Annotated in this window: 10 protein-coding genes; 8 read left to right on the forward strand and 2 right to left on the reverse strand. The window is 71.6% G+C overall.

The features are described 5' to 3' along the window. Positions 1-5 precede the first annotated feature (5 nt). From AB0N02_RS25185 to AB0N02_RS25220, 8 genes are all read left to right on the forward strand, one after another. Positions 6-1,583, forward strand: a complete 1,578-nt coding sequence (locus AB0N02_RS25185) for an amidohydrolase family protein (RefSeq protein WP_363951024.1) — start codon at positions 6-8, stop codon at positions 1,581-1,583. After that, a complete protein-coding gene (locus AB0N02_RS25190) occupies positions 1,580-2,485 on the forward strand; it encodes an ABC transporter permease (protein WP_363951026.1) in 906 nt (301 codons plus the stop codon). The genes AB0N02_RS25185 and AB0N02_RS25190 overlap by 4 nt, the downstream gene beginning before the upstream one ends. Continuing rightward, positions 2,475-3,281 carry an ABC transporter permease gene (locus AB0N02_RS25195; protein WP_363951029.1) on the forward strand — a complete coding sequence of 269 codons (807 nt, stop codon included), beginning with the start codon at positions 2,475-2,477 and terminating at the stop codon, positions 3,279-3,281. Before AB0N02_RS25190 ends, AB0N02_RS25195 begins: the two co-directional genes overlap by 11 nt. Then, positions 3,278-4,387 (forward strand): ABC transporter ATP-binding protein, encoded by a 1,110-nt coding sequence (locus AB0N02_RS25200; protein ID WP_363951031.1) that lies wholly within the window; start codon positions 3,278-3,280, stop codon positions 4,385-4,387. The genes AB0N02_RS25195 and AB0N02_RS25200 overlap by 4 nt, the downstream gene beginning before the upstream one ends. Beyond that, positions 4,384-6,024 carry an amidohydrolase family protein gene (locus AB0N02_RS25205; RefSeq protein WP_363951033.1) on the forward strand — a complete coding sequence of 547 codons (1,641 nt, stop codon included), beginning with the start codon at positions 4,384-4,386 and terminating at the stop codon, positions 6,022-6,024. The genes AB0N02_RS25200 and AB0N02_RS25205 overlap by 4 nt, the downstream gene beginning before the upstream one ends. Continuing rightward, positions 6,021-7,427, forward strand: a complete 1,407-nt coding sequence (locus AB0N02_RS25210; RefSeq protein WP_363951036.1) for an FAD-binding oxidoreductase — start codon at positions 6,021-6,023, stop codon at positions 7,425-7,427. The genes AB0N02_RS25205 and AB0N02_RS25210 overlap by 4 nt, the downstream gene beginning before the upstream one ends. A 162-nt stretch (positions 7,428-7,589) precedes the next feature. Beyond that, positions 7,590-7,940 carry a cupin domain-containing protein gene (locus AB0N02_RS25215; protein WP_363951039.1) on the forward strand — a complete coding sequence of 117 codons (351 nt, stop codon included), beginning with the start codon at positions 7,590-7,592 and terminating at the stop codon, positions 7,938-7,940. A 339-nt stretch (positions 7,941-8,279) separates the two neighbouring features. Further along, positions 8,280-9,107, forward strand: coding sequence for a DUF4231 domain-containing protein (locus AB0N02_RS25220; RefSeq protein WP_363951042.1), 828 nt, complete (start codon positions 8,280-8,282; stop codon positions 9,105-9,107). A 144-nt stretch (positions 9,108-9,251) separates the two neighbouring features. On the opposite strand, the gene sppA is transcribed toward AB0N02_RS25220, so the two are convergent. Together sppA and AB0N02_RS25230 are read right to left on the reverse strand one after the other, a co-directional pair. After that, positions 9,252-10,952, reverse strand: coding sequence for a signal peptide peptidase SppA (sppA, locus tag AB0N02_RS25225; protein ID WP_363951045.1), 1,701 nt, complete (start codon positions 10,950-10,952; stop codon positions 9,252-9,254). A 29-nt stretch (positions 10,953-10,981) separates the two neighbouring features. Beyond that, entirely contained in the window at positions 10,982-13,054 is a 2,073-nt protein-coding gene (locus AB0N02_RS25230) for a S8 family serine peptidase (protein ID WP_363951048.1), read from the reverse strand. Between the last annotated feature and the right edge of the window lie 102 nt (positions 13,055-13,156).

Here is a 13,156-nt window from a genome sequence, read left to right on the forward strand (position 1 = left end):
GAGCCATGGACGGACAGCTCGCACTGGTGGACGGCTCGGTTCTCACGATGGCCCCCGAGGAGCGGACCGTCCAGGCGGTTCTCATCTCCCACGGGACGGTGACGGCGGTGGGCGGCACGCGGGAGATCCTCGCGGCGGCCCCGCCGTCCACCGAGATCGTCGATCTCGGCGGGCGCACCGTCGTCCCCGGGCTGATCGACGCCCACACGCACGTGGAGTTCTGCGCGCTGTCCCGGCAGCACTGGCTGGACGTGCGCGGACGGTCCCGGTCGGTCACGCTGGAGCGGATCGGGGCCGTCGTGGCGGAGCACCGCCGTACCGGCGACTGGCTGGTGGCCCAGGGCACCTACGGCCAGGACCTGCCGACGCGCGAGGAGATCGACGCGGTCGCCCCGGACGTCCCGGTCCTGGTGCGCGAGAGCATGCACCGGCTGACCGCCAACACGGCCGCGCTGACCCGCGCCGGGATGACCCGGGGCTACACCTCCCCTGTCGGGACCCGCGTCGAGATCGGCGCCGACGGCGTCCCGACCGGGCTCGTCGAGGAGGGCTACCACCTGTTCCCGATCCCGGCGCCGACGGTCGAGACGATGGCCGAGATGCTCCGCGAGGAACTGGTCCACTCCTTCCTGCGTCACGGGGTCACCACCATCTACGAACTGCCCGCGACCTCGACCGGCATGCGGGCCTACCAGCGGCTGCACCGCGCCGGCCGGCTGCCGGCGCGGCTGAGCCTCAACCCGACCATCGCGCCGGGCCTCAACCCGCTGCTCGGCTCCATCGAGCAGTGGACCGACTTCGGGCTCACCACCGGGTTCGGCGACGACCGGCTCTGGCTCGGCGGCGCCAAGGTCTTCCTCGACGGCGACGACACCGCCTCGTGCGACCGCGCCCACCTGTCCAAGACCCCCAGCGAGTGGGGCACCGCGACCCGGCACTACGCCGAGATCGTCGACCTGCTGGTCCGGGCGAACTCCGCGGGCATCCAGGTCTGGATCCACGCCATCGGCGACGTGGTGCAGGAGCTGGCCCTCGACGCGGTCGCCGAGGCGCGGCGGGTCACCGGCCGCACGGACCTGCGCAACCGGCTCGAACACGTGGCCAACCTGTGGTCGGACGCGGCGCTGCTGGACCGCCTGGCCGAGCTGGAGGTCATCCCGGTGCCGACCGCCGCGTTCATGCACAGCGACCCGGGCACCGGGGTGTACGCCTACCGCAGCCTGATCGAGCGCGGGCTGTGCCCGCCGGGCAACTCCGACACCGGAGGCACCCAGCCGTTCGCCACCAACCCGTGGTTCGGGATCGCCGCCATGCGGGCGCGCACCAACCGCGAAGGCGTGCCGATCGCGCCGGAGGAGGCGGTCGACGTGCTGACCGGGCTGCGCACCTACACGACGTACGCCGCCGCCGCCGGATTCCGGGAGAACCGGCTCGGCGCGCTCGCCCCCGGATTCGCCGGCGACGCCGTGGTACTGCCCGCCGACCCGCGCGACATGTCCGACACCGAGCTGCGGGACCTGCAGGCCGACCTGACCGTGGTGGGCGGCGAGATCGTCTGGAACCGGGAGGACGGCCTGTCATGACGACATCCTCCTCTGCCGCGTCCGCCGTCCGGAGCCGTCGCGGCAGCGCGCGGGCCGTACGGCGGATGCACCCCGGCTACCTGCTGGTGATCCCGGCGGCGGTCCTCGTCGGAGTCTTCTTCGCCTACCCGGTGATCTCCCTGGCCCTGGACAGCGTGCTCAAGCCCACCCCCGGGACCGGCCACTACGCCGACATCTTCACCGACCCCACGTCGATGCGGATCCTCGTCCGCACCTTCACGGTGGCGCTGCTCGTCACCGCGGTCACGCTGGTGCTGGCCTACCCGTACGCCTACCTGATGACGCTGGTCGGTCCCAGGACGCGCACGGTGCTGATGTTCCTGGTGCTGCTGCCGTTCTGGAGCAGCCTGATGGCGCGCACCTTCGCCTGGGTCGTGCTGCTGCAGCCGGGCGGCGTGGTCTCGCGCGCGCTCGGCTGGATCGGCCTGGAGGACACCTCGCTGCTGGGCACCCAGCTCGGCGTGACGATCGCGATGGCCCAGGTCCTGCTGCCGTTCATGGTGCTGCCGCTGTACAGCAACATGTCGGGCATCGATCGCAGGCTGCTCGACGCGGCGCACTCCATGGGGGCCTCCCGGGCGACCGCGTTCCGCAAGGTCTACCTGCCGCTGTCGATCCCCGGGGTCACCGCCGGATCGGTGCTGGTCTTCATCCTGTGCCTGGGCTTCTGGGTGACCCCGCGGCTGGTCGGCTCGCCGCAGGAGTCGCTGATCGGGCAGCTGATCGCGACCAAGGTGGAGAAACTGCTGGACTTTCCCTCGGCGGGCGCGCTGTCGGTGATCCTGCTGGTGGTGACGATGCTGCTGCTCCTGGTCGTACAGGGCATGCTGCGGCGGCTGGCCGGCCGCCTGCCGGGAGCCGGAGGCACCGATGACGAATGAGAACTCCTCCCCCGGGTGGGGGCTGCGGCTGTGGGCCGTACTGGTCGGCCTGGTGCTCGTGGCGCCGACGCTGATCGTGGTGCCCCTGTCGTTCGCCGGGCGGGCCAGCTTCGCCTTCCCGCCCAAGGGCTGGTCGCTGCGCTGGTACCAGAACATCTGGCAGAGCCCGGAGTGGCGTGACGCGCTGCTCACCTCCTTCCAGGTCGGGCTGCTCGTCACGGTGGTCGCGACGCTCGTGGGCACCGCGGCCGCGGTGGGCCTGCACCGCCGCGGCGGAAGGCTGAGCGCGGTGCTGACCGGCCTGCTGCTCGCCCCGATGGTCGTCCCGGGCATCGTGGCGGCGGTCGCGATCTACGGCGTCTTCCTCAGGTGGCGGCTGACGGGCAACCTGCTCGGCTTCGTGCTCGCCCACTGCGTGCTGGCGATCCCGTTCGTGCTGGTCGCGGTGTCGGCGAGCCTGCGCGGCAGCGACCCCGTCCTGCTGCGGGCCGCCGCGAGCATGGGAGCCGGTCCGCTCCGGGCGTTCTGGCGGGTCACGCTGCCGTCGATCCTGCCCGGCGTCGCCTCCGGCGCCCTGTTCGCCTTCACCACCTCCTTCGACGAGGTGGTGGCGGCCTCCTTCCTGCAGTCGCCGCGAATCCGCACCCTTCCGGTGGAGATGTTCGTCAGCGTCACCAACCAGGTGGACCCGACCATCGCCGCGGTCTCCACGGTGGTGCTCACGATCACCACCCTGGTGGTGCTGCTGCCCATGCTCGTCCGCACCCGCTCGTCAGAAAGGCAGGCACTCCGATGACCCCCACCGTCACGGGCGCCGGTGTCGACCTCGTCGAGGTCAGCAAGATCTTCAAGTCCGGGGTGAAGGCGGTCGACTCGGTGTCGATGGCCATCGAACCCGGCGAGTTCGTGACCTTCCTCGGCCCGTCGGGCTCCGGCAAGACGACCACGCTGAACGTGATCGCCGGTTTCTCCCGGCCGACCAGCGGCCAGGTCCGCCTGGGCGGGGTGGACGTCGTCGGCATGCCGACCCACAGGCGCAACCTCGGCATGGTGTTCCAGAGCTACGCGCTGTTCCCGCACATGACGGTGCGGGCGAACGTCGCCTTCGGCCTGGAGCGCCGGGGCGTCGGCCGCCGGGAGATCGCCCGCCGGGCGGACGAGGCCCTGGAGATGGTACGGCTGGCCGGATACGGCGACCGCAGGCCGGAGCAGCTCTCCGGCGGCCAGCAGCAGCGCGTCGCCCTGGCCCGCGCGCTGGTCTACCGGCCGCCCGTCCTCCTCATGGACGAGCCGCTCGGCGCGCTGGACAGGAAACTCCGCGAACAACTCCAGGTGGAGATCGCCCGGCTCCACCGCGAGCTGGGCACCACCTTCCTGTTCGTCACCCACGACCAGGAGGAGGCGCTGGCGCTGTCGGACCGGATCGCCCTGTTCGACAGCGGCAGGGTGGTGCAGCTCGGCAGGCCGATCGACCTCTACGAGCGGCCCGTCTCCCTGTTCGCGGCCGAGTTCGTCGGCGAGTCGAACGTCTTCCGGGGCACCCTGGACCCCTCGGGCGACCTCGTCGCCATCACCGGCGGCGCCGTGCGCGTACCGGCGGTCACGCCGTCCGCGCACCGGGAGGTCGCGGTCGTGGTCCGGCCCGAACGGCTGACGCTGAGCGCCGCCGACACCGGCGGCGGATCCGCAGGTGCTTCGAACGCCGTCACGGCCCTGGTCACCGACATCTCCTACTTCGGGGCCTTCCGCCGGGTCGGGCTGCGCTACGCCGACGGCGGTACCGGAACGGTCCGCGAGGACGTCGAGCGGGAGAGCGACGTCTCGGTGGGGCAGGCCGTCACCGCGTCGTGGCCCGTCGAGCACGGCATCGTCGTGCCGGTCGAGACGAAGGAGGCGGCATGACCCCCACAGGCACGGCGTCCGCCCACACGGCGTCCGCTCGGATGGTGTCCGGCGCCGCGGCGTCGTCCCAGGCCCGCCCCGGCGGGGACCGCATCCTGGTCGGCGCCGACGTGGTCACGATGGACCCGGCCCGGCCGTCCGCGCGGGCGCTCGGAATCCGCGGCGGGAGGATCGCGGCCGTCGGGACGGCCGAGGAGGTCCGGGCCGCGCTGCCGCCCGGAACGCCGGAGGCCGACCTGCGGGGACTGACCGTGGTGCCCGGCTTCGTCGACGGCCACTGCCACCTGGAGATGACCTGCCAGGCGCTGGACCACCACGTCTTCGTGCAGGCGCCGCCGGTGACCTCCCTGCACGAGATCCTGAACCGGATCGTGGAGGAGCGGGCCGCGCGCCCGACCGGATGGCTGATCTTCCGCAGCTCGTTCATGCTGCAGGACAAGGTGGTCGAGGGGAGGCTTCCCGACCGCGAGGACCTGGACCGGGTCTCACCGGCCGAGCCGGTCGTCGTGCTGGCCGGGCTGCACGTGGCCTGCCTGAACTCCGTCGCCCTCGCCGAGCTGGGACTGCTGGGCGACGCAGACCTGCCCGGATGGATGACCGTGCACCGCAGGGCCGACGGGGAGCCGACCGGCGTCGTCACCGAGGTCTGGGACCGGCTGCCGGTGCTTCCGGCCGACGACGTCGTCACCAGCCTGCGCCGTCACCTCGGCGGGCTCTTCGTCGCGGCGGGCGTCACCAGCGTGAGCACCATCCCGACCTCGGCGCAGGACGTGCGGGCGCTGCACCGCCTGGCCGCGGCGGGGGAGCTGCCGCTGCGGGTGCGCTTCTACGTGCACGTGCCGCGCGTCGGGTCGCTGGACACCGTACTGGCCTGGGGGCCGGGTTCCGGGTTCGGTGACGACATGCTGCGGTTCGGCGGGGTGAAGATCTTCGTCGACGGAGAGGGCGCCGACGGGCTGGGCACCCCGATCGACGACACCAAGTGGAGCCGTGACGAGCTCTTCGACCTGGTGCGCGCCGCGGACCGCGCGGACGTGCAGCTCTTCATGCACGCCGTCACCCCGCGGGCCATCCGCCTGGCCGCCGAGGCCGTGGCCGCGGCCCGCGCGGACCGCCCGCGCCCGGACGGGCCGCGGCACCGGATCGAGCACGGCGCCGACTACCTGGACCCGGCCGACCTGCCGCGGCTGCGGGAGATCGGCGTCGGCCTGGTCACCACACCGCACTTCACCAGGTCCGGCGGCGTGGCGGACCCGGCCTTCCAGCCGCTGCGCGCGATCCTGGACGCGGGGATCGAGGTCATCGGGTCGTCGGACTCCACCGGCACCGTGCCCGACGGGATCGCCCCGCTGCACAACATCGCGGCGGCGGTCACCCGGTACGGCGCGGGCGGCGTCCCGTCACCGCACCGGGTCACGGCCCACGAGGCACTCAGCATGTTCACCACCTGGGCGGCCCACGGCGCCCACGAGGAGCGGCACAAGGGTGCGATCAGGCCCGGAACGCTGGCCGACCTCGCCGTGCTGTCGGCCAACCCGCTGACCGTCGCCCCCGAGGCGCTGGACGACATTTCGGTACGGGCGACCGTACTCGGCGGAGACGTCGTGTACGGCGCGGGAGAGGAGTGGGCGGTATGAACCGTCCGGCAGACATGAACCGCCCGGCACCGCGGCGGAACGGCCAGGTCTCGTTCTGGTGGTCCGACGCCGGACACGACGAGCGCCGGGAGTCGCTCCGCGGCGACGTCGACGCGGACGTGGTGATCGTCGGCGGCGGTTACACCGGCCTGTGGAGCGCCTACTACCTCGCCGAGGCGGACCCCGGTCTGCGGATCGTCGTCCTGGAGTCGCGTTTCGCCGGCTTCGGCGCCTCCGGCCGCAACGGCGGATGGCTCACCTCCGCCATCGCGGGCAGCCGGTCGAAGTACGCGGCCGCGCACGGCCGCGACGCCGTACTCGCCCTCCAGCGCGAGATGATCGGCACCGTCGACGAGGTTCTCGCCAGGATGACCGCCGAGGACATCAAGGCGGACGCGGTCAAGGGCGGTGTGCTCCAGATCGCGCGGAACCGGGCGCAGATGGAGCGGACCCGCGACATGCACGCCGAGGAGGTCGCCTGGGGGGACCCGGACGCCGTGCTGCTCGACCGGGACGCCTGCCTCGGGCGCATCGCGGTGGCGGGCACGCTCGGCGGCGTGTACAGCCCGCACACCGCGCGGATCCACCCGGTCAAACTGGTGCGCGGCCTGGCGGCGGCGGCCGAACGGCGCGGTGTCCGCCTCCTGGAGAACAGCCGGGTGACCTCGATCGAGCCGGGCCGGGTGCGCACCGACCGCGGTTCCGTCCGCGCCCCGATCGTCCTGCGCTGCACCGAGGGCTTCACCGCCGCGCTGCCCGGCGAGCGGCGCACCTGGCTGCCGATGAACTCCTCCATCATGGTGACCGAGCCCCTCAGCGACGCCACCTGGGACGAGATCGGCTGGCAGGGGTGCGAGGTGCTGGGAGACCTCGCCCACGCCTACATATACGCCCAGCGCACCGCGGACGGCCGCATCGCGTTCGGCGGACGCGGGATCCCCTACCGGTACGGTTCGCGGACCGACGCCGACGGCGACACCTCGGCGGTGACCATCCGGCAGCTGCACGACATGCTGGTGGCGATGTTCCCCGGGGTACGCGGCGTCGGCATCGACCACGTGTGGTCCGGTGTGCTGGGCGTCCCCCGCGACTGGTGCGCCCAGATGTCCTTCTCGCCCTCCACCGGGCTCGGCCTGGCGGGCGGGTACGTCGGCCACGGGGTGGCCACCGCCAACCTGGCCGGGCGCACGCTGCGCGATCTCGTCCTGGGCCGTGAGACGGCGCTGACCCGGCTGCCGCACGTCAACTGGACGGGCCGGCGCTGGGAGCCCGAACCGCTGCGCTGGCTCGGGGTACAGGCCATGTACGCCGCCTACCGGACGGCCGACCGGCGCGAGTCCGCCCGCGACTCGAAGACGTCGATCATCGCCCGGGTCGCGGACCGGATATCCGGCAGGCACTGACCGTGCCCCGATCCGACGGCCGTCCCGACCCCCTCGGCCGTCCCGACATCCACAGCGATCCTGAGGCTTCGGCTGTCACAACACCCTCGGCCGCCCTGAAACCCGCAGCGGTCCTGAACCTTCGGCCGTCCTGAAACCTTCACGAAAAGAGGTCCTCTCACCATGAACACCGTGCTCCACGCCGCCTCCGCGACCGCCCTGGGAGACTTCGTCCCGAAGCCGACCAGCGTCAGTCTCGGGCAGCTGGAAGCCACCCTCCAGGTCTGGGAGGGGAAGGGCGGATCGGTGTCGACGGGCGTCTGGGAGTGCACCCCCGGGGTGTTCGGCGCGGTCCGCGACGACCACCATGAGATCTGTGTGCTGCTCAGCGGTTCGGTGACGGTCACCCCCGACGGCGGGGAACCGGCGCTGCTGTCCGCCGGAGACCTGCTGGTCATGCCCCAGGGCTGGAGCGGAACCTGGGAAGTGCACGAGACCGTCCGCAAGGTCTACGTGGTCGTCGACTGCGCCTGACCCCCTTGACCGCCGTCCTCCCGGTACCGCGCCGCCGGGAGGACGGCCCCGCCCCTGCCCCCGTCGTCCGCATCGAAGGGCCAGGGGTCCCGAATCCCCCCGTCTTCACAGAGCTTCACAGAGCTTCACCAGGGCAGAGGACCGCTCCCCATGATCGGGGGGCGGTGGCCGTTCGTCATGTTTCGGATGTGAAAGCACGCCGAGTCCTGGATTGGGGCTAATAACGGCCTGTCCGGATCCGGCCAGAGTGCCGGCTGGGCATGTTCCACGATCGTTACGTATGTGACCCTGTAGGGGTATGTGGCGCTGTGGACGGCGGTTTTGTGAAGTGGGGAGAACTTGTCCAATCCCGTTGAGGTGAGATCAGGGCCTCATGAGTTACTGCTCGGCTATAACGAAAAGATTCTCGACCTGCACGAGGCGATAAGAGTCCGCAAGATCCAAGTTCGATCTCTTTTGGTTTCGGGGTTCATTTCCGTCTTCGCCACCCTTGTCATATTCTCCGTCACCGTCGCGACGTGGGGAAGGTATGACGTCGGCCCGTGGAATCGGGTTGCGATTCCGCTGGTAATACTGTGCGGGGCTTTTTTCGTCTGGCAACTCGATGTCGAGTACAAGAGGAGCGGCGACCGGAAGAAGACCGTCCGCAGACTCCGGCTGGACCTGGAGATGGCGGAGGAGTCTCGCCGTATCTACGCCTCCAGTCTCAACCTCCCCGTCTATCACCGGCAGTACTCCTACAAGGAGGACGTTCCGCGGGAGCTCAGGCAGCTCCGGGCGGAGGCGAAATACTATCGCAGAATACATAACGTTTTTCAGGCGATCATCATCATAGGGTCCCTGGGGACCACCACCGCCGCCAGTCTCTCCGGCACTCCCGCACCCCTGAAGTGGGTGACGGTCGCGCTGAGCTTCGCCGTCGGCGTGTCCGCCGGATTCACCGGCTATTTCAAGTACCGCGAGCGAAGTTTCTACCTGCAGCAGACGGCGGACGCCGTCGAGCAGCATGTGTCCGCCTTCGAGCTGGGGATCCCTCCGTATGAGGAAAGAGACGAGAGGGTGAACATATACCGGCTCGCCAAGGAGATAGAACTGCTCCGCGTCGAACAGCGAAAGCGGCAGCAGCAGCTGGACCAGCCCCACGAGGGGCGGGAGAGCATCGTCTGAACACAGCGGTGGCCGACGGGGAGAACCGGTCGGCGGGGGGCCGGGAGCCGCTGACACGACGAGCCCGTGTCAGCGGACCGTTCACCGCTCCGCCACCGTGTCGGCGGACCGTCCGCCGCCGTCAGCGGACCGTCCGCCCTCGTGTTACCGGATCGTCCACGAGCCGGGGAGCATGAGCGGGCCGTAGGACGGCAGGCCCAGCTCGGCGGCGAGGTGGGCCAGCGGGCCCCAGGCCTCCAGGCGGAGCCGGGCCAGCGCGGCGGTCTTGTCCTCGCTGGAGTCCACGGGACGCAGGCGCTCCAGCGGGTTCAGCTTGGGGTAGGCGCGCACCGGGGCGTCCGCGGGCAGGCCGGCCTTCTCGCGGGCCAGGGCCAGGGCGTCCTCCAGGCCGCCCAGCTCGTCGACGAGTCCGCCCGCGTAGGCGTCGGCGCCGGTCCAGACCCGGCCCTTGGCCAGCTCGTGGGCGCGCTCGCGGGGCAGGCCGCGGCCTTCGGCCACCTTGCTCACGAAGTCGTCGTAGACCCGGTCGAGCCAGGCGTTGACCCGCGCCCACTGCGCCTCCGAGAAGGCGTTCGTGGAGGAGAACATCCCGGCGTTCGCGCCCTCGCCGACCGTCTCGGAGACGACGCCGAGCTTGTCCAGCAGGCCGCCGATGACGGCCTTTCCGGCGAACACGCCGATGGAGCCGGTGAGCGTGCCCGGCTGGGCCACGATCGCGTCGGCGGCCATCGAGACCATGTAGCCGCCGGAGGCCGCCACGTCGCCCATCGAGACGATGATCGGCTTGCCCGCCTTGCGGGTGAGCACGACCTCGCGCCAGATGGCGTCGGAGGCCACGTAGGACCCGCCAGGGCTGTCCACCCGGAAGACGACGGCCTTGACGTGGTCGTCGCGCCGGGCCGCCCGCAGGGCGGCGCAGACGGTGTCGGAGCCCATCGCCCCGCTCCCGCCCAGAGGGCTGCGCCCGCTGCGGCCGAGCCGGATCTGGCCCGTACCGTGGACCAGCGCGACCGTCTGGCCGCCGGGGTGCGGGATCTTGCTGGCGATCGGCCCCTTGGCGTAGCGGCTGACGTAGAGCAGCAGCGCGTCCTGGCCCGCGGCCCGCTTGACCTCCTCGTAGACCTCGTCGCGGTAGGCCATCCGGTCGACCAGCCCGGCCTCGACCGCCTCGGCGCCGATGAACGGGCCCTGGTCGATCAGCTCGCGCACCTTGGCGGGCTCGATCCCGCGCCCCTCGGCGATGCCCGCGACGACCTGCTCGGTGACCGACTCGGTGATCCGGCCCATCGACTCGCGGTGGGCCTCGGTCATGTGATCCTGGGTGAAGGTGTTGGCGGCGGTCTTGTACTCGTGTCGCTGGCCGAGTTGATACTCCACGCCGGCCTTGCCGAGCGCTCCCCGCAGGAAGCGCTGCTCCAGCGAGACGCCGGTCAGCCCGAGGTCGCCGGACGGCTGCAGGTAGACCCGCTCGAAGACGGTGGCCAGGTAGTAGGGCACGGTACCGGCGCCGAACTCGCCGAACGTCTCGGCGAAGGCGACCGTCAGCTTGCCCGAGTCACGGAACCGGGTCACGGCCTGCCGCAGCTCCTGCACCATCGCCAGCCCCAGCGGGTGGGTGCCGATCTTCACGATCAGCGCCTTGACACGGGGGTCCTTCCCGGCGCGCCTGAGCCCGGACAGCACGTCGGCCAGGCGGCTCTTGCGGATGGACAGGATCGCGCCCAGCGGATCGGCGGGGGGACCCTCCGTCAGACCTTCGGTGAGATCGAGCTCCAGGACGAGCGGGGCGGTGCGCCGCTGGCGGAGCCGGTCAACCGTGTCGATGATCACCTTGGTCGCGTCCATGGTCTCACCCTAAGCGAGATATCCGATGCTTATGCGGTACGGCGAGCGTTGACCTGCTTTCTCAACAGTGAGACCGACGCGCCGGGGAAGGCGCCCCGCAGACGCCTGTCCTCGGCGGCGGTGAGGGCCTCCTTGACCGTGGAGGTCCCGCTGACCTTGGCGGTGAAGTTGACCGAGCCGTTCGCCCAGTTCAGCCACGCGGCGAGCAGCTCGCTCTCGAACGCCGCCCGCTTGGTCCTCTTGGCGGGCTTGAGCACCTTGTGGGCCGCGGCGGGGGTGGACACGCCGGTCAGCTCGGAGAAGACCCTGCTGGCCTTGCCGACCATGCCGAGATAGCACCGGAGCGTCGCCTCCGGCAGCGCTCCCTTGCCCCGGCCGGCCGCGGCCGCCCACTGGGCGGCGCTCAGCGTTTTCCTCGCCTTCCCCCGCACGCACATCGCGGCGGGCGCGGCGGGTGCGGTCGGGGTGGCCGAGGCGGTCGGCGCGGTGGGGGAGGCGGTCACGGTCACCGTGATCGTCACCGTCGGCAGCGGGACCGGCGCGGGGGCCTGGGTGGGACCCGGCGGCGGGGAACTCGGGCCGGGACTCGGGCTGGGGGCGTCGGAGGAGTCGTCACCCGGATCGTCGCCGGGATCCTCCGGGGTGGAGTCGTCCGGTTCCGGCGTCTGGGTCACGGGAGGCGAGGGGGCGCTCTCGGTGAGCGCGCCGTAGAGGTCGAGGCGGGGCGTGGTCACCCCGTCGTAGACGATCGGCCGCCCGGCCGCGGTGAGCCTGCCCACGAGCGCGTCGGGGGAGGAATCGGCCGCCTTCTGGGCCAGTACGGCAAGCGCGCCGGTGACGTGCGGGGTGGACATCGAGGTCCCGCTGTAGACGCGGGTGCCGCCGCCGGGCACCGAGGAGTCGACGTCGACGCCGGGGGCGAAGAGGTCGAGCACGGTGCCGTAGTTGGACCAGTAGGGAACGTGGTCGGTGTCGTCCGTGGCGCCCACGGTCACCGCGCCGGACAGGCAGCCGGGGACTCCGGCGCCGGGGCTGCCCTCGTTGCCGGCGGCGGCGACGGTCGTCACGCCCTTGGCGCGCAGCGCGTCGATCCGCTGCTTCAGCGGCTGGACCTCGGGCTCGCCGTCACAGGCTCCGCCGTACAGCCCGCCGCCGAGGCTGAGGTTGACCGCGACGAGGCCCGGGACACTGTCCTTCAGTTCCAGGACGCGGTCGAGGGCGAGCAGGAGCGAGGACTCGTAGGCGGTCAGGCAGCTCCCGCCGCCCGGGCAGTTGTCCAGGCGGCTGAAGATCTGGATCGCCACGATGTCCGCGCCGGGCGCGACGGCGTGGGCGATGCCCGCCACGTGGGTGCCGTGCTCGCACAGGTTCTCCTGCCCCTGCAGGCAGGCTGGGGTCAGGGCGTCGGCGGACTCGTCCGTCTGCTGCCCGTTCGGGCACAGGGACTTCGCGCCGTCGTCGGTCGCGGAGAAGCAGGCCTCCCGGACGACCTTGCCCGCCAGCGCGGGATGGTTCCGATCGACCCCGGTGTCGATGACCGCGATGGTCTTTCCCGCGCCGTCGGCCCCCTCCGCGTGGGCACGGTCCGCCCCGATCAGCTTCAGGCCGGAGTCCAGGGAGGAGAGGGAGTAGGTGCGGTCGCGGTGGATCGACACCACCCGGGGGTCCTTGGCCAGCTCGGTCAGTGAGTCGCCGGTGCCCTGCACCACGATGAAGGAGGTGTCGGGCGGCTGGAGCACGACGTCGGCGCCGGGCAGCGCCTGGGCCTCACCGGCGACCGTGGCCGCCTGCGCGGGCGTGGCCACCTCGACGATGACCCTGGCGCCGTCCTCGTCCGCGGTGAGCCCCTCCTCCAGCTTCGGCGCGGGGGCCGGTGGGGCGGAAGGCGTCTGCTCGGCGGTCGCGGGAGGCGTCTGGGTGGGCGGCGTCTGGGTGGGCGGCGTCTGAGCCGGGGCCGGCTGCGCGGGGACCTGTTGCTCGGAGACCGGTTGCTCGGAGGCCGACGAGGTCGTTCGCGCGGCCGACAGGTCCTCGGCGAGGACGGGTACGGCGGGGGCGATACCGAGCATGATCACCAGGGCCACGAGGGCTCGAAGTCGCACACGTCCTCCGGGGGAATGGGACAGCTCCGGGCGATACGTCGATCAAGGCGATATGGAGTCTAGGTAGCGATGAGATCCCGGTGAATACCCCGTTCGGGATTT

The organism is Streptosporangium sp. NPDC051022, assembly GCF_040683035.1.
GTDB lineage: Bacteria > Actinomycetota > Actinomycetes > Streptosporangiales > Streptosporangiaceae > Streptosporangium.

Bases quoted from the DNA above. Each gene is read 5' to 3' on its own strand.
- AB0N02_RS25185 (WP_363951024.1), top strand. From the start codon at position 6: ATGGACGGACAGCTCGCACTGGTGGACGGCTCGGTTCTCACGATGGCC.
- AB0N02_RS25190 (WP_363951026.1), top strand. From the start codon at position 1,580: ATGACGACATCCTCCTCTGCCGCGTCCGCCGTCCGGAGCCGTCGCGGC.
- AB0N02_RS25195 (WP_363951029.1), top strand. From the start codon at position 2,475: ATGACGAATGAGAACTCCTCCCCCGGGTGGGGGCTGCGGCTGTGGGCC.
- AB0N02_RS25200 (WP_363951031.1), top strand. From the start codon at position 3,278: ATGACCCCCACCGTCACGGGCGCCGGTGTCGACCTCGTCGAGGTCAGC.
- AB0N02_RS25205 (WP_363951033.1), top strand. From the start codon at position 4,384: ATGACCCCCACAGGCACGGCGTCCGCCCACACGGCGTCCGCTCGGATG.
- AB0N02_RS25210 (WP_363951036.1), top strand. From the start codon at position 6,021: ATGAACCGTCCGGCAGACATGAACCGCCCGGCACCGCGGCGGAACGGC.
- AB0N02_RS25215 (WP_363951039.1), top strand. From the start codon at position 7,590: ATGAACACCGTGCTCCACGCCGCCTCCGCGACCGCCCTGGGAGACTTC.
- sppA (WP_363951045.1), bottom strand. From the start codon at position 10,952: ATGGACGCGACCAAGGTGATCATCGACACGGTTGACCGGCTCCGCCAG.